Origin of the sequence: Glycomyces lechevalierae (assembly GCF_027622945.1) — a bacterium.
In the GTDB taxonomy this organism is placed as follows: Bacteria; Actinomycetota; Actinomycetes; order Mycobacteriales; family Micromonosporaceae; genus Glycomyces; species Glycomyces rutgersensis.
Window position 1 is genome coordinate 27,083 of record NZ_JAPZVQ010000005.1, and the last position, 25,893, is coordinate 52,975.

Here is a 25,893-nt window from a genome sequence, read left to right on the forward strand (position 1 = left end):
TGGTGTCGGCCACTGCGCCTCGGCGGGCCTTCCGGCGGACACGGCGGCGCCCCGCGAGCGTGGCTCGCGGGGCGCCGTCATGCGGGTCTACTCGGGGAACGCGATGTTGTCGCCCCCGTTCCACCAGACGAGTTCGTCCATCACCGGCGGCAGCTCCTCGATCGGCGTGTCCGACTCGAAGTTGACGATGAACTGGGGCAGGAGTTCGATGTTGCCGGCCGCGTCCTCCGCATACGGTCCCATGTCCAGGGCCCACTCGCGCTGGGCCGCCCGGTCGACGGACACCGTCCACTCCAGCGAGTAGGTCTCCCCGACGCCGAGCCCGTCGATCGCGCCGACCTCGGACCAGAGCGGGTCGTCGGTCTCCGTCGCCGGCGGGCCGTCGAGCACTTCGACGAACGCCTCGTGGTGCGCCGTCAACGTGTATCCGGACGCGACCCGCGGGCCGGGGTTGTACACGGTGGCCGTGACGGTCCAGACGTCCTCGGTCTCGGTCTCGGTCGCCTCCACGTCGATCGTCAAGGGGGAGAAGTCCTCCGTGGTGACGTCGCCGATCGGCTCGCGCACCAGCTCCCCCTCGGCGTCGAGGCTGACGCGCTCGGCCCAGTACCGGAGGTCGTCCGCGACCGGGTCGTACCGCTCGGAGAAGCCGACCAGCAGCCCTTCGTCGTCGAGGCCTTCATCGATGACGCCGAAGCTCTCCGTGACGTATTGGGGCGACTCGCCCCCGGGCTCGGAGTGGAGGAGCTGCTCGGCGGCGACCCACTCGTCCTCGCCTGCGTCTTCGAGGATCACGACCTGGTACAGCGACTCCTCGCCGTACCGGCACCCGAAGACCGCGACGTCGCTCGCATCCGCATCGGACTTCACGTGCGCGTAGGTGACCTGCTTGACGAACACCGCACCGTTCTCGGCCGGCTCCTCGTGCTCGCCGTTCTGCAGCAGCACGTCGTCGACCTGGCAGACGTCGTCGACGTCGGTGTCACCGGGCACGAACGGCGGCAGGTCCATCGGGGCCTCCGTCAGGTCCTCGGCATCGAGCACCATCGCGTCGAGCCGCTTCGCCTCCTCAGACTGCGTGGGGGTCTCGTCCGCGGCGGTCGGCTGCTGCCGGTCCTGCTCGTCGGCGCCCGCGGTCTGCTGCAAAGCCCAGGTCGCCGAGCCGGTCAGTGCGAGGACGGCGACGCCGGCGACGGCGACGCGGCCGAGACGGCGGCGCTTCGCCTTGCGCCACAATCGGTCCGCACCGGTTCCGGTAGCGGCGGTGATGTCGCCGGTGTACTCGGCGAAGAGGTCCTTCATCGGATCGGGGGTGGTCATCGCTGCTCCTTGGTGTCGTCGATGCGCAGTCGTTCGGCGAGGGCGGCGCGCCCCCGGGCCAGCCAGGTGCGGACCGTCGACTCGGCGACCCGCTCCTGCTCGGCGATCTCCACGCCGGAGAGCCCGGCGATGTAGTGGAGGATGATCGCCTTGCGGTGGCGCTCGTTGAGTCCGGCGAGCGCCCGTTCGAGGTCGATCCGGTCGGGTTCGGGGCCTTCGACGTCCGCGACGCGCTGGCGGCGCAGGAAGGTGCGGATGAAGGCGCCCCGCCGCAGCCGCGAGGTCGCGAGGTTCCACGCGACGCGGCGCACCCACACGGCCGGGTTGTCGTAGGTGCCGACGGTCTTCCAGCGGGTCAGCGCCCGCAGGAACGCCTCGGCCACAAGGTCTTCGGCCTCGGCGGGATCGCCGGTGTACGCGCGGATCTGCGCGGTGATCGGGCCGACGTTGCTGGCGTAGAACGCGTTGAACTCGGCCCGGTCGTCGGTCGGGCTCGCCCGGTCCAACGCGGCGGTGTCCACGGCGACGCTGGCTGCCATTGGGCTCCTCTGGGGGGTCGGCATGGCGATCGGTCGATCGCGTCCTTCACACGAACGAGCGCGGCGCAACGTCTCACCCCTGATCCGGGGTTTTTCGGTTCGGCGGCGCGAGCGGGCGCCACCGGGCCTGCGTGGGTGTGCGGCACCGTCACGATAGGACCGCGAACAGGCGCTCGCAGCGCCGGGCACGGGACGGCGAAAGGCCCCCGCGGGGCGATGCCTGCGGGGGCCTTGGCGCGCTTGGGATCAGGGGGTGGAGTGCTCGGACGGGTCGTCGCCCGCGGTCGGCTCCTCGCCGGCCGTCGGCGTCTCGTACCCCGACGTGGGCTCCTCGCCCGCTTCGGTCGGTTCCTCTCCGGCTTCCGTGGGCTCTTCTCCCCCGCTCGGCTCCTCGCCCGCTTCGGTGGGTTCCTCGCCTCCCGTGGGCGTCTCGTACCCCGACGTGGGCTCCTCGCCGGGCGTGCCCGATTCGGACGGCGACCCGGTGGGCGCGGCCTCGTCGCACGGGTACAGCACTTGCACCGCTCCCCCCTGCTCGAAAGCCCCGTAGAATTCGACGGCGATGACGTTCTCGCCCACAGGGACTTCCTCCACCTCCCCGTCTTCGTTGATGTACACCTCAATGGGTCGGACCGCAGCCTCCTCGGCCCCCTCGACTCCCTCGGCGAGGTCGGCCACTCGGTAGAGCTCGGGGTTCGCCGCGAACTCCTCGATGTCCTCGTAGCGGCTGAGGATGATGGCGCCGTTCATCCCCTCAGCGGCGAGGTAGTCCTCGACGGTGGTGTCCTCGGCGAGGAGCGCGTACCGGCCGTCCTCCACACAGGGCGGCGACTCCTGGCCCTGGCCCTGATCGGCGGCGCCGGTCGGCCCATCGGTCGCATTGGCCTGCTGGAGCATCCAGCCGCCAGGCACGGCCAGGACCGCGGCTGCGACACCTGCCGCGGCGACGCGGACGGTGCGGTGGCGGTGCATGCGGCTGCGGAGCTGCCCGGAGGTGAGCCGGGTGGTCTCGGCCGCCGTGGCGTCGGCGTACCGGTCGAACATGGCGTTCAGGGGGTCGCGCTGAGGGGTGTTCATCGGTTCTCCTCGAAGTCGTCGATGCGCAGGCGCTCGACGAGCGCCGCTTTCCCGCGGGTGAGCCAGGAGCGGACGGTCGACTCGGCGACGCCCTCCTGGTCGGCGATCTCCGCGGTGGTCATGCCCGCCATGTAGCGGAGGATGACCGCTTTCCGGTGGCGCACATTGAGTTCGGCCAGCGCCTGCTCCAGGTCGATCCGCTCGGGCCCGGGGCCTTCGGCGGTCGCGGGCCGCTGCCGGCGCAGGAACCTGCGGAGGACGGCGGCGCGGCGCAGCCGCGAGGTCGCGAGGTTCCACGCGACGCGGCGCACCCAGATCGCGGGGTTGTCGTAGGCGCTGATCGAGCCCCAGCGGGCGAGCGCCCGGCAGAAGGCCTCGGCGACCAGGTCCTCGGCTTCGGCGAGGTCACCGACGTAGGCGCGGATCTGGGCGGTGATCTGGTCGACGTTCGCGGCGTAGAAGCCGTCGAAGTCGGTGCGCGCGGCTGGCGACGCGCGGGACACAGTGGACTGTTGCACCATGGGGCTCGCAGTCATCCGGTTCCTCGTTTCCAGGGAATATGGCGTGCGGTCGGTTTGATCGCACTCCCCACACGAAGTACCCGTCCGGAATGACGCAGGGGCTTTCGAGGTTTTTTCCCGGATCGCGCTACTTGCCGTAGCGGCGGTCGCGGATGGCGAAGGACCGCACCGCGCGCAGGAAGTCGACCCGGCGGAAGTCCGGCCAGTTCGAATCGCAGAAGTAGAACTCCGAGTAGGCCGACTGCCACAGCAGGAACCCGGAGATGCGCTGCTCGCCGCTGGTGCGGATGACGAGGTCGGGGTCGGGCTGGCCGGTCATGTACAGGTGGCGGGCGATCGAGTCGGCGTCGATGGACTCGGCGACCTGCTCGAGGCTCGCGCCGGTGGCGGCCTGCTCGAGGATGAAGGAGCGCACGGCGTCGGCGATCTCGCGCTGGCCGCCGTAGCAGACGGCGAGGTTGACCTGCATGCCGCGCTTGTCGGCGGTGCGCTGCTGGGCGCTCTTGAGGGCGGCCTGGTGGGCTTCGGGGAGGAGGTCGAGGGCGCCGACCATGCGGAGCTGCCAGGGCTGATCGTCCTCGGCGAGCTCGCCGGCGAGCTCGTCGATGATGTCGAGCAGCGGGTCGAGCTGTTCTTTGGGGCGGGAGAGGTTCTCGGTGGAGAGCAGCCAGATCGTCACGTGCTCGACGCCGAGCTCCTCGCACCAGCCGAGGAAGCGCTCGATGTGCTTGGCGCCGGCGCGGTGGCCGTCGTTGGGGTCGGTCAGGCCCATGTCGCGGGCCCAGCGACGGTTGCCGTCGACCATGACACCGATGTGCCTGGGCAGCGGCTGGCCGGTCAGCTCGCGAGTGAGCCGACGCTCGTAGATCCGGTAAAGCAGGTTCGAGATCGCCACAACCGGCAATTGTAGGCTCTGCCAAATTTACGGCTCGCGAGCTTCGCCATGAGGTCCGAATACGTCCCGCAGGCTTCGCCTCACGCCGGACGCGCCACCGCCCGCGCGCTGGGAGGCACGCGGGCGGTGGAAGCCGGGCTACTGCAGGTCGAGGCGTTGCTTGAGCGCGTCGAGTTCGCTCCAGAGCACGGTCGGGAGCCGGTCGCCGAAGCGCGCGAACCAGCTTTCGACCAGCGGGATCTCCGCTGCCCACTCGTCGCGGTCGACCTCGAGGACGGCCTTGAGGTCGGCCTCGCTCAGGTCGATGCCGCCCACGTCGATCGCCTCCGGGGTCGGGCAGTACCCGATCGGGGTCTCGACGGCCCCGCCGCGGCCTTCGAGGCGCTCGACGATCCATTTGAGGACCCGGGCGTTCTCGCCGAAGCCGGGCCACAGGAAGCGGCCGTCCTCGGAGCGGCGGAACCAGTTGACGTAGAAGACCTCGGGGAGCAGGTCCTCGCTGACGGCGGACTTGCCCATCTCGATCCAGTGGCCGAAGTAGTCGGCGGCGTTGTAGCCGATGAACGGCAGCATCGCCATCGGGTCGCGGCGCACGACGCCGACCTCGCCGACGGCGGCGGCCGTGGTCTCCGACGAGAGGGTGGCGCCCATGTACACGCCGTGGACCCAGTCGCGGGCCTGCGTGACGAGCGGGATCGTGCTGGCGCGGCGGCCGCCGAAGAGGATCGCGTCGATCGGGACGCCGCGCGGGTCCTCGTACTGCTCGGCGAGGACCGGGCACTGCTTGATGGGCGTGCAGAAGCGGCTGTTCGGGTGGCTGGACGGCTCCTCGGAGCGCGGGGTCCAGTCGCGGCCCTTCCAGTCGATCACGTGCTCGGGCGCCTCGCCCATGCCCTCCCACCACACGTCGCCGTCGTCGGTGAGCGCGACGTTCGTGAAGAGCGTGTGGCCTTTCTCGATGGTGCGCATGGCGTTCGGGTTGGTCTTGTAGTCGGTGCCGGGCGCGACGCCGAAGAAGCCGTACTCGGGGTTGGAGGCCCAGAGGCGGCCGTCCTCGCCGAAGCGGAGCCAGGCGATGTCGTCGCCGAGCGTCTCGACCTTCCAGCCGGGGATGGTCGGCTCGAGCATGGCGAGGTTGGTCTTGCCGCACGCGGACGGGAACGCCCCGGTCACGTGGTAGACCTTGCCTTCGGGGGAGGTCAGGCGCAGGATGAGCATGTGCTCGGCGAGCCAGCCCTCGTCGCGACCCATCGCGGAGCCGATGCGCAGGGCGTAGCACTTCTTGCCGAGCAGGGAGTTGCCGCCGTAGCCGGAGCCGTACGACCAGATCTCGCGGTCCTCGGGGAAGTGCGAGATGTACTTGGTGGCGTTGCAGGGCCAGGCGACGTCGCTCTCGCCGGGCGCGAGCGGCGCGCCCACGGAGTGGAGGCACTTGACGAAGTCGGCGTCTCCGCCCATCGCGGCGAGCACGTTGGCGCCCATGCGGGTCATGATGTGCATGGAGGCGGCGACGTAGGCGGAGTCGGTGAGCTCCACGCCGAACATCGGCTTCTCGGCCTCGAGCGAGCCCATGCAGAACGGGACGACGTACATGGTGCGCCCGCGCATCGAGCCGCGGTAGAGGCCGGTCATGGTCTCGCGCATGTAGTCGGGCGCGGTCCAGTTGTTGGTGGGCCCGGCGTCCTCGGGGTCGTTCGAGCAGATGAAGGTGCGCTCCTCGACGCGGGCGACGTCGCTCGGGTCGGTGCGGGCCAGGAACGAGTCCGGCTTCGCGGGGACCGGTACGAGGGTCCCGAACGCGACGAGCTCGGCGGTCAGGCGCTCCCATTCGGCGGGGCTGCCGTCGCACCACACGATCTGGTCGGGGTCGGTCAGCTCGGCCACCTCGCCCACCCAGGCGAGCAGCCTGTGGTGGCGGGTGGGCGGGTCGGTGAGTCCGATCGACGGATCGGCTACGGAGGCTTCGATGCTCACGGTGGCTCCTTCGGTGCTGTTCTCATGCACGGCGCGCGCTGCCCGCTTGTGGCGGCTCGCACCGCCGTGCCGGTCGGAGCTCGGACGCTCCGACCGGGACCGGTCTTTCGGACGCTACGGGAATCCCCGGGCACGCGCAGGCAGTCGTGCGCGATCGGTCCGGCCCTGAACAGGGACGCCTCTCGTGAAACTAGGCCTGGTGCGCATTCAAGCTCGAAACGAGCACAACTACTTGCACTTTCCGCGCGACCGAGCACCACCGATCATTCGGGTCTGAATTCGACCGATCCTCACAACTAATGCGATCGGTTTCGATCATGGAACGAGCGCGTTAGATCGCCGTCGCGATTGCGTTTCGCGCATGGGTCGCGGCGTTTTGGCCTGAATCGCCGCACGTTGCGAGGTCTTGGGTGAAGATGCAGGTCTGCACAGCCGCATCCGAGTGTCGAAGCGTTGGAGAGGCCCATGGCGCACCGAGAGCCGGAACCGCAACCGAACCGCGCGCGGGGCGCGACGATCGGCTTCGTGGCCGCGATCGTCATCGTCCTGGCGATCGTCCTGGCCTTCTTCTTCCTCAGATGAGCACGCGAAAAGGGCGGGAGCGCGATGCGCGCTCCCGCCCTTTCGGATGCGGCTAGACCGAGGGCCCCCGGCGGCGCAGCTCGTCGACGCTCACCATCGCCTCGCGCAGCTCCTTGAGCCAGTCCTCCGCGTGCTGCTCGACCAGGCGCACGCACCAAGCGAGCGCGTCCGAGCGCGAAGCGGCCACGCCCGAGCCCACGAGCGTGTCGAGCACCAGCCGCTCGGGCTGGCGCAGGCGCGTCGTGACGGGCAGGGACTGGTGCGTGAACACCATCGTCGTCGAGCCGCAGCGCGCGCCCCACGAGGCCTGCCGGTGGTACCGGTACTGCAGCTGCTGCGCGATCTGCACGCGCATGTCCCGCGTCGCCTCCCGGAAGCGCGAGATCCGCCCCTCCTCGGTCGCGGCCCGGTCGGACTCGGTCGCGTCGGCGGGGTGGTCCGGGGTCGGGAGCGGGCAGATGATGATCATCTCGTCGCGGTCCACGGTCACGTCGGGCATGCCGGCGATCCAGCCGTCCGGGACAATTCCGTAGATCCAGGCGGGGGCGTCGTCAGTGGACGGCAGGGGGCCGTAATGCCACGAGCCGGTGTCGTCGATGGCGGCCATTGACGGGACTCCTCACGTTTCGTTGACGCATCAGGTGTACCCCATGGCGTCAAGCGCCCGTCAAAGCCCCCTCATGAACAGCCCGGCGAGCGCGCACACCGCGACGATCGCCGCCCCCACGCACACGAGCGTCTGCCCCGGCCGGGGACGCACCCGGTACTGCCAGGACAGCCACGCGCCCAACACGATCGGGCCCGTCCCGATGCCCGCGAACAGCGTCAGCGCCGCCAGCGCCTCCGCGAACGGCAGCGTCCCGGCCCACAGGATCCCGAGCGCGGCCCAGACCGCGAGGGCGCCGAGTCCGAGGCCGATCGCGGCCGCCGTGATCTCGGTGTGGCGGGGCGCCTCGATCGGCAGTTCACCCTGCCGGGCGAGGGACAGCAGCCGCTCGGAGCGTTCGAGCCGGGCGCGCACGCGGTCCGGGTCGGGCTCCGGGTCCGGCTCGCCCGCCGACGGCGTGGGGCCGGTACGACGGTGGCCCACGAACTCGCCGAGGGAGCGCCACATGACGGCGACGGTCTTGTCGGTCTCGGCCACGAGCGCCGCGGCGTCCACGGACGCGCTGTCGGCCTCGTCTCGGGCCGTGCGGGCGGCGTCGACGGCGGCGGTGAGCCGGTCGGCCTCGCCGCGGTAGGCGGCGAGGGCGGCGCGGATCTCGGCGTCGGCGTCGGCGCGTTCCTTCAGGTAGGCGGCGACGGCGTCGGCGTACTCGGTGTCAGCGATCGGCATATAGGGCGCTCCTTTACGGCAGGTCGAGGACGGCCTCGGGCCGCGGGAGCTGGGCGGTGGTCCGGTACGGGATGACGACCTGCGGGACGCGGTGCCGGGCGCGGTCGAAGTAGAGGCCGCGCCGCTCGCGCGGGTACCAGGCGGGGCCTCCGCTCGCGGGCGAGAGCGGGGCGAGCTCGGGTCCCTGCACGTCGAGGGCGAGCCAGGCGTCGACGGCGTCGAAGCGGGCCGAGAAGCCGCCCAGGTCCTCGCGCAGGCGCGGCACGGACCGCCACCAGCCGAGGGTGTGGAGGTGGCGCTCGGGGCCGTCGATGAGCATGGCGCGCAAGGCGGCCGTCCCGGCGGGGTCGAGGCGCGCGGACCCGGCGTCGACGGCGTAGACGAGGTTGAGGCGCAGGACGCCGTCGCAGCGGCGGTCCCAGTCCTTGCAGACCTCGTCTAGCTGATCGTGCCAGTCGACTTCGGCGCCTTCGGTCTCGAGCGCGGCGGCGAGCGCGAGCGCGGAGGAGGCGGCGTCGGGTTCGAGGCAGCAGATGTCGACGCCGATGCGCTGGCCGCGCGCGGCGGTGAGGGCGGCGGTGGCGAGGATGTCGGCGGCTTCGGTCGCCCTGGTGCCGAGGATCGCGAGGTTGCGGCCGGGCGCGCGGTGGAGGGCGAGTTCGGCGCCGCGGGAGGCGACGTCGATGGTCTGGCCGAGCAGCGCGGTCTCGGGCGGCGGTGCGGCGGCGGTGAGGTCGGGGACGTGGTCGCCGTCGAAGAGCGCGGGCGGTTCGTTGCCGATCGGGCGGGCCTCCCAGAGGCGCTTCTGGAGGGGCTCCCAGGCGTCGGCGTGGCCGGCGTTGGGTATCGCGACGCTTCGATTGGCGTTGCAGTGCCCGGATTCGTCGTTGACGACGGCGTGGAAGCGGGCGACGGTGTCGGCGGCGTGGTTGTTCTCGGCGAGGACCCTGCGGGCCTTGGGCAGGGCGATGCGGAGCGTGAACTGGGCGACGAGGCTCGGGCGGCCCCAGAGGGCTTCGATGCCGGCGATGTCCTGCGAGGCGAGCACGAGGTGGATGCCTTGGCTGCGGCCGCGCCGGGCGAGGTCTTCGAGGAGCTGCACGGCTTCGTCGGTGACGGCGTCGCGGGTCTCGAGGAGCACCTGGAACTCGTCCACGACGGCGACGATGCGGGGCCAGTGGCCTTCGGGGTCGGCGGCGCGGAGCTCTTCGAGTTTGGTGGCCTCGTGGGCTTTGGCGGCCTCGGCGCGGCGGCGCAGCTCTTCTTTCAAGTGGCGCAGGAGGGCGAGGCCGAACTCGCGGTCGTCGTTGATGTTGACGCCGACGAGGCGCACGTGGGGCAGCCACGTGGGGTCGCGGCGGCCGGAGGCGAAGCGCGCGAAGGAGACGCCTTCTTTGAAGTCGAGCAGGTAGAGCGCGAGTTCGTCGGGGCTGTAGTTCGAGGCGAGCCCCGCGATCCACGCGTAGAGCAGGTTCGTCTTGCCGGACCCGGAGGGCCCGCCGACGAGGGCGTGGGGCGGGTTGTCGCCGAGCGCGAGCCGGGCGACGTCGCCGGCGGCGGTCTCGCCGATGGCGGCGAACAGCCCGGTCGCGGAGGAGGCGGCCCAGAGCCGCTGCGGGAGGAGGTCGACGAGGCGCGCGGGTTCCCTTCCGGCGCTGTGCTTCTCGGCGATGGACTTCGCGGCGGCGGTGATGGTGCTCTGCGGCGGCGGCCCGTCGAGTTCGAGGACGGCGCCAGGGAGTCCGGTGTAGCCGGTGCCGGTGAGGCGCGGCAGGTCGGCGGGGCCGGCGGTGTCGTCGCCGACGACGACGAGGTGCACCCCGGCGGCGACGCCGGTGCGCCGCAGCCGCGCGAGCTGCGCCTGGTCGTGGGCGGGCCACGACGCGAGGTCGGCGTTGAGCAGGACCAGCACGCGCCACGGCTCGGGCCGCCGCCCGGTGGCGGCGGCCAGCTCGGCGAGTGAGGCGTGTTCGCCCGCAAGGACTTCGGCGTTCACGCGCCGGACGGTCTCGACGAGCGAGTCCAGGGTCTCGCGCAGCCCCGAAGGGCCGATGAACGACAGCAGCCCGGCCTTCCCGAGCGCGGCGAACGCCGACAGCGACCCGCCGAGATGCTCGGGGTCGTAGACGTGCAACCGCACCAGCCCGGCGGGCACGGCCCCCACCGCCCGCAGCAGCAGGCCCGAAAGTGCTTGTGCCGCAGTGGTGTCGATGCGCAGATGGGACCGGTCGAGCAGCGGAATGAGAGCGGGGAGTGAGATCGTCGTCACCGGGGGTGCTGGATTGTCGTACCCTCCTGCCACACTGGACAGGTCGGCGGATGCAACCGCTGCACCGGAACGAATCCGGAATTTTCCGGAGGCACCGGGGTCATCACCACTCTCGACCGGAGCGCGCCCGGTCGAGGTGGCAGCCGACAAGGCGGTGGCGGTGGTGGGTGGGTGGGGAGGGGGGAGGGAGGGCCCCGAAGAAGGCATCAACTCGCTGTCGGCGATACGCCCGATGCGCAGCAGCGGCGCCGAACCCCGTCCCAGTCCCGATTCGGGCTGCCATGCGCTCCACAATGCCCCCGCGGCGGCAGGCGCCGCCTTCGCGGCGGCCGCGAGGGCCGCTTCGTGGCCGTCCCGCACCGCGGCGGCCTTGCGGGCTTCGAGAGTGGCGAGCATGCGCTCGTGGATGCCCTTGAGCTGCGCCTGCTTGCGGCTCGCGTCGGTGATGGCCCGCTCGGCCTTGTCGCGTTCGGCCTCGGCCTCGGCCGCGGTGCGCTCGGCGAGGAACCGGGCCTCGCCGCGGGCGCGCCCCAGTTCGTCGCCCATGGCCGTCACCAACCGTCGCCGCCAACTGCTCATGGTCAGGCCCTCCGCTCGCTCTTGCTCAGCCGGTGCAGGGCCGCGACCAGGGCCGGGCCCATCGCCGCGGTCCGGGCCGCGTCGCCTTCGTCGTCCCCGCCCCTGCGCCCCAGGGTGCAGGCCGAGGCGAGCGCGGCGCCGATGTGGTCCGGCTCGGCCTTCGGCACGAGGGACCGCACCTTTTCGGCGCACTTGTCGCGCAGGCCGGGCACGTCGCGCGCGGTCGGGGTGCGGCCCAGGTGCTCGGCGGCGAGGGTGCGCACGAGCGGCCAGGCCAGGCCCGGCAGCTTGACGCCGGTCTGGGGCCCGGCGTCGCGCAGGCGCTTGCAGTAGGCCTCGGCGTTGCCGTCGCCGGCGGCTTTGAGCAGCTCGTTGAACAAGCGCGTGGGCGGCACCTGCTGCGGGTCGGCCGCGCCAGCGCGGTCGCAGAGCTCGTTGACGCGGTCGGTCCACCACTGGCGCGGGTCGACCGGCGGGGGCTTCACCGCTTTCCCTTGTGGAGCGGCCGTGGCAGGAGCGGCGGCAGCTCCGGCGCCGATGCCGTCGAGGTAGTCGCCGATCGCGGTGGCGGCCTCAGCGAGGCGGACACGGGCCGCGTCGAGGCGTTCGCGGGCGGCGCCGAGCTTGTGGAGCCCGATCTCGGCGTTCGACTCCCGCGAGGCTTCCTTCAGTTCCGCCTGGGCGGCCTCGAAGCACTGGTCGGCGGTGTCGAGGGCGGGCAGAGGGAGGTCGGCGGCCAGGGCCTTGAGGCGCCCGGCGAGGGCGGCGACGTCCACAGGGGGCTCCGTTCTACGAGGTCTAGAGGGTCGCGGCGTACGCCTCGGCCTGCTCGGCGGCGGCGAACGTGGCGGCGAGCGACTGCTCGAGCTCGGCGGCCGCCTGCGCGAGCGCGGCCTGCGCGGTGGCGACGGAGTCGTGGCCCGACCCGGCGGTGACGGCGGTCAGGCTCCCTTGGGCGGCTTCGATGTTCTGGCTGGCGGAGGTAATGGCGGCCTGGCCGTCGCGCACCTGCTGGAGCGCGGCGGCGATGGCGGACTTGAGTTCGGCGACGCTCACGGTGGACACAGGCTCATTCTCACCGAGAAAACGTCCACTTTCCGTGATCGCACCACAACCCGGCGTGTCTGCTTTGTCGGATTTCCGACGCTCCCATGACTGCGAGTATTGCTTTCGATGCATTTAACGGTGGCGGAGTGACGTACCTCCCAACTAGAGTGTGAGTACCAACGGGGCTCGCCCCTACACATCGACACCCGGGAGGCGACCGTGCCAGTGCAACGCACTTACGTCCTCGACACCTCGGTTCTGCTATCAGACCCTGGTGCGTTCTCACGGTTCGACGAACACCACGTGGTCATTCCGCTCGTAGTAGTAAGCGAACTGGAGGCCAAACGCCACCACCCCGAACTGGGCTGGTTCGCCCGGGAGTGCCTCCGGCGCCTCGACGAACTCCGCATCAGGCACGGGCGCCTCGACCAGCCGATCCCCGTCGGGGACCACGGCGGTTCCATCCGGGTCGAGCTCAACCACGTCGACACCTCCGGCCTGCCGGCCGGGTTCGCCGTGGACACCAACGACTCGCGCATCATCGCCGTCACTCGGGCACTGGGGCTCGAAGGCGCCGACGCGGTGCTGGTCACCAAGGACATGCCGCTTCGGGTCAAGGCCTCCGCGGTCGGCATCCCCACCGAGGAGTACCGCCACGGGCAGGCCGTGGACCCCACGTGGTCCGGGATGGCCGAGCTCGCCGTCGCCGACGAGGTGATCGATCAACTCTTCGACGGCGCGGAGGTCGACCTGCCGCACGACGAGGACCTGCCCTGCCACACCGGGCTCGTCCTCAACGGCAACAGCTCGAAGGCGCTGGGCCGGGTCACTGTGGACAAGCGCATCCGCCTTGTCCGGGGCCGGGACGCCTTCGGCGTGCACGGCCGCTCCGCCGAGCAGCGGGTCGCACTCGACCTGCTGCTCGACCCGGACATCGGGATCGTGTCGCTCGGCGGCAAGGCCGGCACCGGCAAGTCCGCGATGGCCCTGTGCGCCGGGCTCGAGCAGGTGCTCGAACGCGAGCTGTTCAAGAAGGTCATCGTGTTCCGCCCGCTGTACGCGGTGGGCGGCCAGCAGCTCGGGTACCTGCCCGGCTCCGAGGGCGAGAAGATGAGCCCGTGGGGCCAGGCGGTGTTCGACACGCTCGGCGCGGTCACGAACGACGTGGTGATCTCGGAGGTCCTGGAGCGCGGCATGCTCGAGGTCCTGCCGCTCACCCACATCCGCGGCCGCTCCCTGCACGACGCGTTCGTCATCGTCGACGAGGCGCAGTCGCTCGAGCGCGGAGTGCTCCTGACGGTGCTCTCGCGCATCGGCCAGGGCTCCAAAGTGGTGCTCACCCACGACGTCGCGCAACGCGACAACCTGCGGGTGGGCCGCCACGACGGGGTCGCCTCGGTGATCGACGTGCTGAAGGGCCACCCACTGTTCGCCCATGTGACGCTTACGCGCAGTGAGCGTTCGGAGATCGCGGAGATGGTCACCAACCTGCTCGAAGGCTAGGGATCCTGCTCTGGCATGCTGTGTCCCGGGCGTCTGTGGACAGACGCCCGGGACACAGGAGTAGAGCGAATGATCCCACTGCTGACCCGCTACGGCGCGAAACTCGCCGCCGTGCTCGTCCTCGCACTCGGGGCCGTCATCGTCGTCAACGCCGTGAACGACAAACCCTCGGAAGACGACGCCCGGCACCCCAGCCAGGCCGCCGCCGAGCAGCAGGCCGAGGCCGAAGAGGCGTACGAGGAAGTCCGCTACCAGCACGTCAACTACATCGCCGAGACCGCCGGCGCCGACGTCACCGTCAAGTCCGAGGCCGTGTTCGACTACGCCGCCGACAAGGCGAACAGCCTGAACGACGCCCAGAAGGACGCCGACGAGGCCGAGCAGGCCGCCGAGGAGGCGGCCGAAGAGGCCGCCAACGCTGGCCGGACCGATGTGGACATTCCGGGCAGCTGCGGCGAATACTCCGGCAACAAGGCCACCGGCTGCGCGCTCGCCCAGGAGCACGGCTTCGACCTCGAGGAGGTCGGCTGCCTGGTCGCCCTGTGGGACCGCGAGTCCGGCTGGAACGAGACCGCCGCCAACGGCATCGGCGCCTACGGCATCCCGCAGGCCCTCCCCGGCGACAAGATGGCCAGCGAGGGCGACGACTGGGAGACCAACCCCGTCACCCAGATCGAGTGGGGCCTGGGCTACATCGAGGGCCGCTACGGCACGCCCTGCGAGGCCTGGAACCACTCCGAAGAGGTCGGCTGGTACTAGCAGCGAGACCGCCGCCCGGTCCCCGGGCGGCGGTCCTTTTTTCTTGGAGCCACCCCATGATCCCCAAGCTGACCCGCTACGGGGCCCGGATCGCCGCCCTCGTGGTGCTCGCGATCGGCGCCCTCATCGCCGTCAACGCCGTCACCGACGACCCCGCGAAGGTCGACGCCGATCACCCCGGCCAGGCCGCCGCCGAGCAGCAGGCCGAGGCCGAAGAGGCGTACGAGGAGGCGCGCGGCCACCACGCCGACTACATCGCCGCGACCGCCGGCGCCGACGTCACCGTGAAGGCCGCAGCGGTCCTCGAGTACGCCGAGGACAAGGCGAACGGCCTCGACGACGCCCAGGAGGACGCCGACGAGGCCGCCGCGGCGAACACGAACCCGACGTCAGTGGACGTCCCGTCCGACTGCGGCGAGTACTCCGGGAACAAGGCCACCGGCTGCGCGCTCACCCTCGAGGCCGGGTACGGCCTCGACCAGTTCGCGTGTCTGGAACGCTTGTGGGACAAGGAGTCCCACTGGAACGAACTCGCCGAGAACTCGATCGGCGCCTACGGCATCCCGCAGTCCTACCCCGGCAGCAAGATGGCCGCGTTCGGCGACGACTGGGAGACCAACCCCGTCACGCAGATCCTCTGGGGCCTCGACTACATCGAGCGCCGGTACGACGCCCCCTGCGACGCCTGGAACCAGTCCGAGGCCGAGGGCTTCTACTGAGCCCTTGAGCCAGGAGCCCACGAACGCGAGGGCCACCAGCTCCATGCCGACGGTGGTGCGCTGCAGCAGGCCCGCCGCGAACGCGCCGGGCTCGCGGGGCACGCCGAACCACTCGGCGACGTACGGCGTGGAGCAGGCGACGAGGGCGACGACGGCGATCCAGCTCGTGGCGAGGACGGCCCTGCGGGTCTTCTCGGGGCAGTCGGTGCCCTTCGCCCAGCGGGCGAACGCGAGGCCCATGACGGCCATGGTGCTGAACGCGCAGAACGCGGCGTAGCGGTGGATCGCCGAGATCAGTGAGACCTCGGGGAGCCCGGGCGGGTCGGTCGGGAAGATCGCCACGAGGGCGAGGAAGCCGGCCCAGACGAGGAGCATCGGGCTGAGCCAGCGCGGGGCCGGGACGCGGCGGGCGACGGCGGCGAAGGCGCAGGCGCCGAGGCCGAAGAGCACGAGCGCGACGGGCAGGAGCCAGCCGAGCGGGGTGTAGAGGTGGAGGCTGATGACGACCTCGACGGGGTTGAGGCCGGAGGTCGCGTGGAGGACGACCATCGCGGCGAACCCGGCGGCGAGCGCGGTGAAACCGGCCGTCGTCAGTCCCTTGAGGGTGGTCGCAGTGTCGGCACTGTCGCCAAGGGGGGCATGAATGATCATGCAATAAGCCTCGCGAAATCGGGGTTTGAAATCAGTGACGAAGGCACCCGAATCGCTCCCCCCGCCAGCACCCGGGGGTTGGTACCGCAGGCCTTACCTTCTCGCTCCCGCTCGCTTCACCGCGCGGTGTGCGAGGCTTGGGGGGTGAACGAGTTGGCGGGAGCCCTGTCCCCGTATCTGCGTCAGCATGCGGCGAACCCGGTGGCCTGGCGCCAGTGGAGCGCGGCGGCGCTCGCGGAGGCCGCCGAGCGCGATGTGCCGCTCCTGATCTCGATCGGGTATTCGACGTGCCACTGGTGCCATGTGATGGCGCACGAGTCGTTCGAGGACAAGACCGTCGCGGATGCGATCAACTCGCGGTTCGTGGCGGTGAAGGTCGACCGGGAGGAGCGCCCGGACCTGGATGCGGTGTACATGCAGGCGACGATGGCGATCACGGGTCAGGGCGGGTGGCCGATGACGGTGTTCGCGTTCCCGGACGGGACGCCGTTCTTCGCGGGCACGTACTTCCCGAAGTCGCATTTCCTGCGGCTGCTCGACGCCGTGCACACGGCGTGGGGGACGCAGCGGGAGGAGCTGGCGCACCAGGGCGCGGCGATCGTGGAGGCGAGTGCGCGGAGCGGGCCGGCGTTCGCGGACGTGACGGTGGCGTGCCCGCTGGACGGGCCGTGCCCGCCGGCGCCGCCGGTGCGCACCGAGTCGCTTGACGCGGCCGCCGCGACGACGCTGGCTTCGGCGGACAGGGTGAACGGCGGGTTCGGGGCGGCGCCGAAGTTCCCGAGCGTGCCGGCGTTGCGGTTCCTGTGCGACGCGTATGTGCGCACGGGGGACGCGGCGTTGCTCGACCATGTGAAGCTCACGGCGAAGCGGATGGCGCGCGGCGGGATCTACGACCAGCTCGAGGGCGGGTTCGCCCGCTACAGCGTGGACGAGGCGTGGACGGTGCCGCACTTCGAGAAGATGCTGTACGACAACGCGGAGCTGCTGTGGCTGTATGCGCGGCTCTCCGGCGAGGACGAGCTGTTCGCGCGGGTCGCGGACGAGACGGCGGCGTTCCTGCTGGAGCGGTTCACGACCGAGGAGGGCGGGTTCGCGGCGGCGTTCGATGCGGACACCGACGGGGTCGAGGGCCTGACGTACGTGTGGACGATGGCCGAGCTGGAGTCAGCGCTCGGTGAGGACGCGGCGTGGGCCGCAGGGGTCTTCGGGATCGAGCCGGCGAATCCGAACTTCGAGCACGGCGCGAACGTGCTCGAGCTGCCGCGCGATCCGGAGGACGGCGCGCGTTGGGCGGCGGCGCGGCACCGGCTGCTCGCGGCGCGGCGGCGGCGCGCCCAGCCGGGCCGGGACGACAAGGTGGTCGCGGCCTGGAACGGGCTCACGATCGCGGCGCTCGCCGAGTACGCGTCGCGTACGGGCCACCGGGATTCGCTTCTGGCGGCCGAGCGGGCCGCCGAGCTGTTGCAGCGCGTGCACATTGCATCTGACGGCCGTCTGGCGCGGGCCTCGCTCGGCGGGGTGGCTTCGGATGCGCCGGGGATCCTGGAGGACTACGCGGCGGTCGCGCTCGGGTTCCTGCGGCTCGGCGGGGCGTGGACGGCCCGCGCGCAGGGGCTCATCGAGCAGATCCGGGAGCATTTCACGGACTTCGAGGGCGGGTTCTACGACACGGCCGCTGACGCGGAGGCGCTGGTGACCCGGCCCGCGGACGTGCACGACGGGCCGACGGCGTCGGGTTGGGCGCTGGCGGCGGCCGCGATGCTGGAGGCGTTCCAGGTCACGGGCGATGAGACGTACAAGGACGACGCGTGGCGGGCAGTGGCGCGGGCGGAGCCGGTGATGGCGTCGAACCCGCGATTCACGGCGGGGCTGCACGCGGCGGCGGAGGCGCTGGTGAGGGCGCAGCGCACGGAGTTATCCACAGGCAGAAACTTTCTGTTGCAGCTTGACTACTGGATGTGTTGTAGTAGATGGCAAAAAAGCCATTCGGCGCTATTGCGGGATGGCGGCGACAGAGGGGATTTCGCGAACGTCGCCATACCGAGGCCGCGCGCGGGAAGCCACCCGCGCGCGGTCCCCGCAGGAGCGCTCCTCCTCCATGGAGCGCGGGCGGTCGGGTCCCGGGGCCTGACCGCCCGCAAGAAATTACGTGCCGCCTGGGCGTGAATCACACGCCGCTTCGTAGTTTATGCGCTTGTCGCACGGCTAGGGCCGTGCCTACGTTTGTGAGTTGTGAAGCCCAACCCACTGCACCCCTCTGCCTTGTCCCCCGCGGACATTCCGGCCGACCCGTGGCGGTACCTCTGGTACGTCGCCCGCGCCCAGACCGGCCTGGTCGCCCTCGGCTTCGTGCTGCTCAGCGTCTCGGGCGCGGCCTGGATCCTGCTGCCGTGGACGATCTCCAAGATCATCGACGAAGTGCTCCTGGCGGGCACGGCCGAGCCGCTGGCGCGCTGGTCGGTCCTGCTCGTCGTGGTCGCGATCGCGTCCTCGTGGGTGTTCGTCGCCGGCTACCGGTCGCTGTTCATGGCCGAGTCGCACGCGCGCGTGCGCACGGTCCGCAACCTCACCGACCACCTGAACCGGGCCGGGACGGGCGTGCGCGGCGCGATCTCACCCGGCGAGATGGTGAACCTCTCCACTGAGGACGCCCACAAGACCGGTTCGTTCATCTTCCAGCTCGGGTTCGGCTGGATGGGCCTGGTCATGACCGCGGTGGGCGCGGTCCTGCTGTGGCGGGCCAGCCCCGCGCTCGGGGCGACCACGCTCGCGGGCGTGCTCCTCATCGGGTTCGTCGTCGGGCCCGTGCTCAGCCGCCTCCAGCACCACCAGATCGCGTACCGGTCCTCGGTCGCGACCCTCACGGGCCAGGCGAGCGACGTCGTGGGCGGCCTGCGCGTGCTGCGCGGTGTGGGCGGCGAGGAGCAGTTCTCGCAGCGGTACCGGGCGGCCTCGACGGAGCTGCGCGACGCCGGGTACGGCGTGGCGACCGCGGACTCGTGGGTGCAGGGCCTCAAAGCGAGCCTGCCGCTGGCGCTCATCGCCGCGGTGACGTGGGTCGGCGCGCGCCTCGCGCTGAACGGCGCGATCAGTATCGGGGAGCTCTCCGCCGCGTTCGGCATGACGGCGCTCGTCGCCCAGCACTCCGGCGCGATGATCGGCATGGCGCAGGCCGTGATCGCCGCTCAGGTCGCCTCCCGGCGGCTCACCGCGTTCTTCAACACCCAGAGCGACATCGCCGACGACGGCACCGCGACGGGCGCTTCCGGCGCGCTGCGCGACCCCGAGTCGGGGCTCGCGATCGAACCGGGACGCCTCACCGTGGTCGTCAGCGCCGAGGCGAAGCCCGCCGAGGCCGCGATGGAGCGCCTGGCCCGCTACGCCGAGTCGAGTTCGGAGTGGGGGGACGCGAAACTCGCCGACCTCGCCCTCGACGAGGTCCGCGAGCGCGTGCTGCTCCTGCGCGACGACTACCTGTTCGCCCAGACCCTCGGCGAGACCCTGCGTACGGGTGCTGGAAGTGCCGGCGAGGCCCGCGCGCTGGCCGCGATCGCCGCCGCCGGCGCGGGCGACGTGCACTCCAGCCTTGGATCCACCATGGACGGCGAGGTCCACAACGGCGGCCGCAACCTCTCGGGCGGCCAGCGCCAGCGCCTGCGCCTCGCGCGGGCCCTCGCGGCGGATGCGGAGGTCCTGCTCGCGGTCGAGCCGACCTCGGCCGTGGACGCGCACACCGAGTCGCTGATCGCCGAGCGGGTCGCGGCGGCGCGTGCCGGGCGGACGACGGCGGTCGTGACGGCCTCGCCGCTGTGGCTGGCGCGGGCCGACCAGGTGGCGTGGATGTGGGACGGGAAGATCCGCGCCGTCGGCAGTCACGCCGAGCTCTCACTGCAAGACGAGTACCGGTCCCTCACCTCGAGGCAGGAGTCCTGATGAGTGCCAATGGAACGAGCGGGCGCCTGCCGGTCGCGGGCCGCGGGGCGATGATCGAGGCGATCAAGCGGCTGGTCCTCGCGGACCGGCGCGCGTTCGCGGGCGTGGTCGCGCTGTACGTGCTGGCCGCGGGTGCGAGTGCGGCCCTGCCGGTGATGCTCGGCGAGGTCATCGACGGGATCGGGACGGGCTGGACGGCGTCCCGGGTGGACCTGGTGTGCGGCGTGATCGTGGCGTGCGTGGTGCTGCAGCTGGTGCTCATGCGCACCGGCCGGCGTCTCGGCTACCGGCTCGGGGAGCGGGCGGCCGCGCGGCTGCGTGAGTCGTTCATCGACCGGGTGCTGCGGCTGCCGCTGGGCACGGTGGAGCGCGCCGGGACGGGCGACCTCGCGACGCGCACGTCGGGTGACGTGGGCGCGGTGGCGGAGCTGCTGCGCAAGACCGCGCCTGAGGTGGCGGTCGCGATGATCGAGGGCACGGTGATCATCGTGGCCGCGTTCGTGGTGAGCCCCTTGCTGGGTCTGCTGTTCGTGATCGGCCTGCCGATGCTGTTCATCGCCGGGCGCCGGTACCTGCGGCTGGCGAGCCCGGTGTTCCTGAGCGAGCGGGCGGCGATGAGCGAGATCGCGGAGACCGCGACGGCTTCGGCGGCGGGCGCGCAGACGGTGGCGGCGTACCGGATGCAGGAGGAGCGGGGCGCGGCCGGGTACGCGCGGGCGGCGACGCACCTGGACCGGCTCAAGGGGATCGTGCGGCTGCAGACCTGGTTCTTCCCGGCCACGGACCTGACGTTCCTGACGCCGGCGGTGGTCGTGACGATCGTGGGCGGCCTCTGGTACCTGAACGACTGGGTGACGGTGGGCGAGGTGGTCGCGGTGGCGATGCTGACGCTGCGCCTGGACGGCCCGGTGTTCCGGACCATGATGTCGCTCAGCGAGTTCCAGATGGGCGGGGCCGCGATGGCCCGCGTCGAGGGCGTGCACCTCATGCCGGACGAGGTCCGCGAGGCGGCCCCGGACGGTGCGGAGGTGCGGTTGGACGAGGTGACGTTCGGGTACGGCGACGGCCCTGACGTGCTGCACGGTTTGAGCCTGCACCCGCGGCGCGGCGAGCGGCTCGTGGTCGTGGGGCCTTCAGGGGCCGGGAAGTCGACGATCGCGCGGCTCGTCGCGGGGATCGACCGACCGCGCGCCGGATCGGTGACGCTCGGCGGCGCGCCAGTGGCGGATATTCCGTTGGAGGTGTTGCGCCGCAAGGTGATCCTGGTGACGCAGGAGCACTACATCTTCACGGCCAGCCTGCGGGAGAACCTGAACCTCGCCGCGCCGGAGGCGGACGACGAGGCGCTGCGCTCGGCGCTGGCGACCGTGGACGCCCGCTGGGCGACCGATCTGCCGGAGGGGCTGGACACGATGCTCGGCGATGAGCACCACCGGCTCAACCTGGCGGAGGCGCAGCAGCTGGCGCTGGCGCGCGTGATCCTCGCGGACCCTGATGTGGTGATCCTGGACGAGGCGACGGCGGGGATCGACCCGGGCAGCGCCGGGAATGTGGAGGCGTCGCTCGCGGCGGCGTTGAACGGCCGCACGGTGATCGCGATCGCGCACCAGTTGCAGGCGGCCGAGTCGGCGGACCGGATCGCGGTGGTGCAGGACGGCCGGATCGCCGAGGAGGGCAGCCACGCGGAGCTGCTGGAGGCGGGCGGCGTGTACGCGAGCCTGTGGGGCGCTTGGAAGGGCGTCGCGGTCTAGCGCGGTTTAACGGGAGCGGCTCGGGGCGGGTGCCCCGGGCCGCTGCTGCGTTCGCGTCGGAAGGCTGACATGCCTCGAAGCAAGGTGCAAAATACCAGAAATTCGCATTTCGGATACTAGGGTGATTCCCCGTACCTGCGGCGGCCTCCATGCCGCCGTGAACCTCGAACGGGAGCCTCCATGCCGCGCAACGCCGCCACCCCGCAGGAATACAAGCACCGCCTCGCGGGCTACACCTACTGGTCGCGGCGCCGCTACTCCGACTCGCCCCGGCTCGCGCCCGTCGTCCTCATCGGCGGTGCGCTGCACCGGAAGGAGGACTGGGGCCGGGTCGAGCAGGGCCTGCTCGACCACGCGGACGTGATCTGCCCGGACCTGCCCGGCTGGGGCCGCGCCGACCTCCTCCCGCCCTACCTCGGGCCGGACATCCCGGCCGAGGCGCTGGTGCGGCTCCTCGACGACCTCGGCATCGAACGGGTGAACCTCTTCGCGGGCTCCTACGGCTCCTCGGTGGGGTACCGGCTCGCGCAGACCCACCCCGAGCGGATCGCCCGCATGGTCCTCGCCGGCACGATGGGCGGCATCCCGCACGCGTCGCGGCCGATGATGCGGGCGTCCGTGGCCCTCGCCGAACGCGGCCGCCGCGAGCACTTCGGCCGGACCGCGGTGGACGCGCTCATGAGCCCGCACCCGGACATCGCGTCGAAGGTCGTCGTGCGGCGCATCATCGCGATGCGGTTCGACGCGGCCGACGAGGCGGACCTCGCGAAGTTCATCGCCAACACGAACCGCCTGCTCTCGCGCGACCTCATCGACCCGTCGATCCCGCCCGCCGTGCCGACGCTCTTCACGACCGGCGAGCACGACACGCTCACCCCGCCGGAGCTGTGCCGCGAGCTGGCGCTGACCTGCCCGGAGAGCTGGTACGTCGAGCTCGCCCGCGCCGACCACCTCATCCACCTCGAGCGCCCGGCCCAGCTCGTGGACCTCATGCTGCGCTTCTTCTCCTGCGAGCCTTTGGAAGACCTCCCGTACGCGACGGCCGTCGAGGACCTGCGCCGGATCCCCGTCGCGGCCTGAACCGCACTGCCTGGCGGAATCGTCGTCGGACCGTGCTGTCGTTGGGCGGTGCTGTCGGGCCCCGGCGCTACCGTGGAGTCGTGCGACCTGGCTATGAGGAACGCTCGCCGCAGGGCCCGCTGCAGCCGTGGTCGCCCTGCGCGTGGGTGCGGCGCGCGCCGGACACCGGAGCGACGAGCGCGCGGGTCGTGCCGGACGGGTGCACCGACCTTCTCTGGCGGCGAGGCGAACTCGAGATCGCGGGTCCCGACACGGGCCACCGGGACGTGCTGCTCGCACCTGGCGAACTGATCGTCGGCGTCCGCCTGCGGCCCGGCGCCGCACGCCCGCTGCTCGGCGATACCCCGGCGACCGCCGTGGCCGACGCCCAGCCCGGCCTGCGCGACTTGTGGGGCGAAGCGGCCCTTCGCCTCTCGGACTCGCTCGCCCGAGCACGCGAACCGTGGCAGATCGCGGCGGGGCTTGCCGCAGCACTTCGGGACCGCATGGCCGCCTACGAGCCGGATCGGGTCGCAGTGGCCGTCGCCGACGCGCTCGATCGGCCCCGGCCTCCCGGGATCGCGAGCCTCGCTTGGGAACTCGGCTACTCCGAACGCCACCTGCGCCGCCGGGTGCGGGCCGCTACCGGGTACGGGCCGAAGACCCTGGAGCAGATCCTGCGCTTTCGCCGCACGATGGAAGCCGTTGCGCCCGTTCGAGTTCCGGGCCCGACCGAAGCCCGCGTCCCCGACTGGAGCCGCATCGCGGCCGAGCAGGGCTACGCCGACCAGGCGCACCTGAGCCGCCAGGTGCGGCGATGGGCGGGCGCGAGCCCGCGCGCGCTCGTCAAGCCCGGTCCCACGCGTCGAGGATCGTCAACGCCCGCAGCGTGAACCCGGGCCGGGCCTGCTGTTCGATCGCCGGGTTCCAGCGGCGGTAGTAGATCGGCCAGCCGCCGTCCTCGCGCTGGTCGGCGGCGAGGCGGTCGAGCGAGAGGGCCATCTCCTCGGCGCTGAACCATTGGGCCGCAAGGCTCTCCGGGGAGGCGGCGAACTCGCACGGGTGGGTGTACTCCCCTTCCGCGTACCCCGGCGGCGTCGGCATGTCGTCCGGATTCGCCGGGTCGAGCAGGACGAGGCCGTCGCGCACGAGGGCGCCGATCCGCTTCGCCTCCGATGCGGCCCAGTCGCGGTCGGGCGTGTTGTCGAGGAACCTGATGACGCTGAAGACCTCGTAGGGATGCGTGGTCTCGAGGACGCTGATCCGGTTGCGGCAGAAGGCGCTCGCCTCGTCGACCCATTCGTGTTCGATGCCGTGCTCGAGCAGGAGCCCGGCGCAGCGCGCGGTGGTGAGGAGCCCGCCCCGGTCCTGCGGCGGCGGCTCGACCCACGGCGGGTGCGGGTAGTCGGCGACGGTGCCGAGGAGGTCGGGCACGCCCCGGTCGGGCGCGGCGTGATGGAGCAGCCAGTCGCAGACGGGCTCGGCGGTGTCCTGGGCGAGGGTGTCGGTCTCGTCCATGATCTCGAGGGCCGCCATCGCGGCGAGCGGCTGCGGCATGGGCCCTTTCACGTCGGGTTCGAGGGCGTACGCGTAGCCGCCGTCAGCCGTGCGGTAGGCGGCGAGCGCCGTGAGGATCGCGTCGCGGTCGCCGGCCCCGAGGAGGTGTTCGAGCCGGCGCTGGTCGAGGGTGCTGCCGGTCAGCCAGATGAACTCGGCCGCCCGTTCGGTCATGTGCTCGGTGATGCGTGCCATGCCTCCACGCTATGCCTGGCCGGGGGCCTCGGTCTTGAACGGAACGGACCTCTCGCGAACCCAGGTATTTGACATGTCATTTACCTCGCGCTAGCGTAGATGATGCGTCATGAACCTTCGCGAGGAGACACATGACGCGTCAACTACACGTCCTCGAAAGTGGGAACCATGAACCTCCTCCTCTGGATCCTGGCGGGCCTGCTCGCCGCGTTCTTCCTGTTCGCCGGCCTCACCAAGCTGGCCCGGTCCAAGCAGAAACTCCTCGGCTCGCCGAACATGGGCTGGGCCGCGGACTTCCCGCCCGGCCTCATCAAGCTCATCGGCGCGCTCGAAGTCCTCGCCGCGCTCGGCCTGATCCTCCCCGCGGCGCTCGGCACCGCCGTGGTCCTCGTGCCGCTCGCCGCGACCGGCCTCGCGCTGCTCATGGCCGGCGCCGCGATCACCCACGGCCGCCGCAAGGAAGGCCAGGCGGTCGTCACCAACCTCGTCCTGCTCGTCCTCACCGCCGTCGTCGCCTGGGGCCGCTTCGGCCCGCACGCCCTCTAGTACCCGCCCGCATCGAGGACGGGCGGTTCGCCCGAACCGCCACCGAGCACCCCCAGATCCACTTAGCGTCCGGAGAGAACGTCCGCGACACCGAACCGAAAGGCACCATCATGTCCGAACAGAAGACCATCGCAGTCGTCGGCGCGACCGGCCAGCAAGGCGGCGGGCTCGCCCACGCGATCCTCGCCGAGCCCGAATCCGGGTTCCGCGTGCGCGCCCTCACCCGCGACACCGACTCCCGGCGGGCCCGCGAACTCGCCCGGCTCGGCGCCGAGGTGGTCGAAGCCGACCTCGACGATGAAGCGAGCCTCGCGAAGGCCTTCGACGGGGCGTACGGCGCGTACCTCGTCACCAACTTCTGGGAGCACATGTCCCCCGAGCGCGAGTACGAGCAGGCCGGCAACATGGCCCGGGCGACCGCGCGCGCGGGCGTGCAGCACGCGGTCTGGTCGACCCTGGAGGACACGCGCGACGCCGTCCCGCTCGATGACGACCGCATGCCGACCCTCCTGGGCCGCTACAAGGTCCCCCACTTCGACGTCAAGGCCGAGGCGAACTCGCTGTTCACCGCGGCCGGAGTGCCGACCACGTTCCTGCAGACGACCTTCTACTGGGACGGCCTCGCGAGCGGGATGGGGCCGAAGCGGCAGGAGGACGGCAGCGTCGTCCTCGCGCTGGCCATGGCGGACGCGAAGCTCGCCGGGATCGCCGCCGAGGACATCGGCCGCACCGCGTTCGGGATCTTCAAGCGCGGCAGGGAACTCGTGGGCGAGACGGTGAGCATCGCGGGCGAGCACCTCACGGGCGAGGAGTACGCCGCCGCGTTCACCGAGGTGCTCGGCGAGCCGGTGCAGTACTCCCCGGTGCCGTTCGACGGGCTGCGCGCGGCGGGCTTCCCGGCCGCCGAGGAGATCGGCAACATGTTCCAGTACTACGCCGAGTTCGACGACGAGTTCACCGGCCGCCGCGACCTCGCCGCCGTGCGGGCGCTCAACCCGCGGCTCAAGACGTTCAAGACCTGGCTGCAGGAGAACAAGGAGGCCTTCGTCGGGATCTGAGCGCTTGCGGGAGTCAGCAGAGG

General features: G+C 71.5%; 22 protein-coding genes and 1 pseudogene. 10 read left to right on the forward strand and 13 right to left on the reverse strand.

Annotated elements, in window-relative coordinates:
- Window positions 1-87: 87 nt before the first annotated feature.
- From O2L01_RS10495 to O2L01_RS10545, 11 genes are all read right to left on the reverse strand, one after another.
- Window positions 88-1,320 carry a hypothetical protein gene (locus O2L01_RS10495; RefSeq protein ID WP_270121880.1) on the reverse strand — a complete coding sequence of 411 codons (1,233 nt, stop codon included), beginning with the start codon at window positions 1,318-1,320 and terminating at the stop codon, window positions 88-90.
- Window positions 1,317-1,859: an RNA polymerase sigma factor gene (locus O2L01_RS10500; RefSeq protein WP_270121881.1), complete on the reverse strand. Its 543-nt coding sequence runs from the start codon at window positions 1,857-1,859 to the stop codon at window positions 1,317-1,319. The genes O2L01_RS10495 and O2L01_RS10500 overlap by 4 nt, the downstream gene beginning before the upstream one ends.
- Window positions 1,860-2,105: 246 nt before the next feature.
- The gene (locus O2L01_RS10505) at window positions 2,106-2,936 is read right to left on the reverse strand and encodes a hypothetical protein (RefSeq protein ID WP_270121882.1); all 831 of its coding nucleotides are present in this window, start codon (window positions 2,934-2,936) and stop codon (window positions 2,106-2,108) included.
- The gene (locus O2L01_RS10510; protein ID WP_270121883.1) at window positions 2,933-3,472 is read right to left on the reverse strand and encodes a sigma-70 family RNA polymerase sigma factor; all 540 of its coding nucleotides are present in this window, start codon (window positions 3,470-3,472) and stop codon (window positions 2,933-2,935) included. The genes O2L01_RS10505 and O2L01_RS10510 overlap by 4 nt, the downstream gene beginning before the upstream one ends.
- Window positions 3,473-3,584: 112 nt before the next feature.
- Window positions 3,585-4,352, reverse strand: coding sequence for an isoprenyl transferase (locus O2L01_RS10515; RefSeq protein ID WP_270121884.1), 768 nt, complete (start codon window positions 4,350-4,352; stop codon window positions 3,585-3,587).
- A gap of 138 nt (window positions 4,353-4,490) precedes the next feature.
- Window positions 4,491-6,326, reverse strand: a complete 1,836-nt coding sequence (locus O2L01_RS10520) for a phosphoenolpyruvate carboxykinase (GTP) (protein WP_270121885.1) — start codon at window positions 6,324-6,326, stop codon at window positions 4,491-4,493.
- A 634-nt stretch (window positions 6,327-6,960) separates the two neighbouring features.
- Window positions 6,961-7,515, reverse strand: coding sequence for a hypothetical protein (locus tag O2L01_RS10525; RefSeq protein WP_270121886.1), 555 nt, complete (start codon window positions 7,513-7,515; stop codon window positions 6,961-6,963).
- A 60-nt stretch (window positions 7,516-7,575) separates the two neighbouring features.
- Window positions 7,576-8,244 (reverse strand): hypothetical protein, encoded by a 669-nt coding sequence (locus tag O2L01_RS10530; RefSeq protein ID WP_270121887.1) that lies wholly within the window; start codon window positions 8,242-8,244, stop codon window positions 7,576-7,578.
- A 13-nt stretch (window positions 8,245-8,257) separates the two neighbouring features.
- Window positions 8,258-11,059 (reverse strand): FtsK/SpoIIIE domain-containing protein, encoded by a 2,802-nt coding sequence (locus tag O2L01_RS10535; protein ID WP_270121888.1) that lies wholly within the window; start codon window positions 11,057-11,059, stop codon window positions 8,258-8,260.
- Window positions 11,060-11,094: 35 nt separating this feature from the next.
- Window positions 11,095-11,868 (reverse strand): hypothetical protein, encoded by a 774-nt coding sequence (locus O2L01_RS10540; protein ID WP_270121889.1) that lies wholly within the window; start codon window positions 11,866-11,868, stop codon window positions 11,095-11,097.
- Between the two features lie 22 nt (window positions 11,869-11,890).
- Complete coding sequence (locus O2L01_RS10545) at window positions 11,891-12,157, reverse strand: hypothetical protein (protein WP_270112488.1); 267 nt, start codon at window positions 12,155-12,157, stop codon at window positions 11,891-11,893.
- A 180-nt stretch (window positions 12,158-12,337) separates the two neighbouring features.
- Here O2L01_RS10545 and O2L01_RS10550 point away from each other — a divergent pair, with 180 nt between their 5' ends.
- From O2L01_RS10550 to O2L01_RS10560, 3 genes are all read left to right on the forward strand, one after another.
- A complete protein-coding gene (locus O2L01_RS10550) occupies window positions 12,338-13,642 on the forward strand; it encodes a PhoH family protein (protein WP_374727673.1) in 1,305 nt (434 codons plus the stop codon).
- A gap of 69 nt (window positions 13,643-13,711) precedes the next feature.
- Window positions 13,712-14,401 (forward strand): aggregation-promoting factor C-terminal-like domain-containing protein, encoded by a 690-nt coding sequence (locus O2L01_RS10555; RefSeq protein ID WP_270121891.1) that lies wholly within the window; start codon window positions 13,712-13,714, stop codon window positions 14,399-14,401.
- Window positions 14,402-14,457: 56 nt separating this feature from the next.
- The gene (locus O2L01_RS10560; protein WP_270121892.1) at window positions 14,458-15,120 is read left to right on the forward strand and encodes an aggregation-promoting factor C-terminal-like domain-containing protein; all 663 of its coding nucleotides are present in this window, start codon (window positions 14,458-14,460) and stop codon (window positions 15,118-15,120) included.
- 75 nt (window positions 15,121-15,195) lie between these two features.
- Here the strand turns inward: O2L01_RS10560 and O2L01_RS25650 are convergent.
- Window positions 15,196-15,669: pseudogene (locus O2L01_RS25650) on the reverse strand (DUF998 domain-containing protein); the annotation flags it as partial.
- Here O2L01_RS25650 and O2L01_RS10570 point away from each other — a divergent pair.
- The 5 genes from O2L01_RS10570 to O2L01_RS10590 all read left to right on the forward strand — a co-directional run bounded on the left by O2L01_RS10570 (window position 15,610) and on the right by O2L01_RS10590 (window position 23,407).
- A complete protein-coding gene (locus O2L01_RS10570; RefSeq protein WP_270121894.1) occupies window positions 15,610-17,937 on the forward strand; it encodes a thioredoxin domain-containing protein in 2,328 nt (775 codons plus the stop codon). The pseudogene O2L01_RS25650 and the gene O2L01_RS10570 overlap by 60 nt on opposite strands.
- A 66-nt stretch (window positions 17,938-18,003) precedes the next feature.
- A complete protein-coding gene (locus tag O2L01_RS10575) occupies window positions 18,004-19,704 on the forward strand; it encodes an ABC transporter transmembrane domain-containing protein (protein ID WP_270121895.1) in 1,701 nt (566 codons plus the stop codon).
- Window positions 19,704-21,455 carry an ABC transporter ATP-binding protein gene (locus O2L01_RS10580; RefSeq protein WP_270121896.1) on the forward strand — a complete coding sequence of 584 codons (1,752 nt, stop codon included), beginning with the start codon at window positions 19,704-19,706 and terminating at the stop codon, window positions 21,453-21,455. Before O2L01_RS10575 ends, O2L01_RS10580 begins: the two co-directional genes overlap by 1 nt.
- Before the next feature lie 180 nt (window positions 21,456-21,635).
- Window positions 21,636-22,535 carry an alpha/beta fold hydrolase gene (locus O2L01_RS10585; protein ID WP_270121897.1) on the forward strand — a complete coding sequence of 300 codons (900 nt, stop codon included), beginning with the start codon at window positions 21,636-21,638 and terminating at the stop codon, window positions 22,533-22,535.
- 80 nt (window positions 22,536-22,615) lie between these two features.
- Window positions 22,616-23,407: a helix-turn-helix domain-containing protein gene (locus O2L01_RS10590; RefSeq protein ID WP_270121898.1), complete on the forward strand. Its 792-nt coding sequence runs from the start codon at window positions 22,616-22,618 to the stop codon at window positions 23,405-23,407.
- Here the strand turns inward: O2L01_RS10590 and O2L01_RS10595 are convergent.
- Window positions 23,361-24,266 carry a hypothetical protein gene (locus tag O2L01_RS10595; protein ID WP_270121899.1) on the reverse strand — a complete coding sequence of 302 codons (906 nt, stop codon included), beginning with the start codon at window positions 24,264-24,266 and terminating at the stop codon, window positions 23,361-23,363. The genes O2L01_RS10590 and O2L01_RS10595 overlap by 47 nt on opposite strands.
- A gap of 168 nt (window positions 24,267-24,434) precedes the next feature.
- On the opposite strand from O2L01_RS10595, the gene O2L01_RS10600 reads away from it, so the two are divergent.
- Together O2L01_RS10600 and O2L01_RS10605 are read left to right on the forward strand one after the other, a co-directional pair.
- On the forward strand, window positions 24,435-24,812 hold the full coding sequence (locus O2L01_RS10600; protein WP_270121900.1) for a DoxX family protein: 378 nt from the start codon (window positions 24,435-24,437) through the stop codon (window positions 24,810-24,812).
- Between the two features lie 110 nt (window positions 24,813-24,922).
- A complete protein-coding gene (locus O2L01_RS10605; RefSeq protein ID WP_270121901.1) occupies window positions 24,923-25,870 on the forward strand; it encodes an NmrA/HSCARG family protein in 948 nt (315 codons plus the stop codon).
- Window positions 25,871-25,893 lie beyond the last annotated feature (23 nt).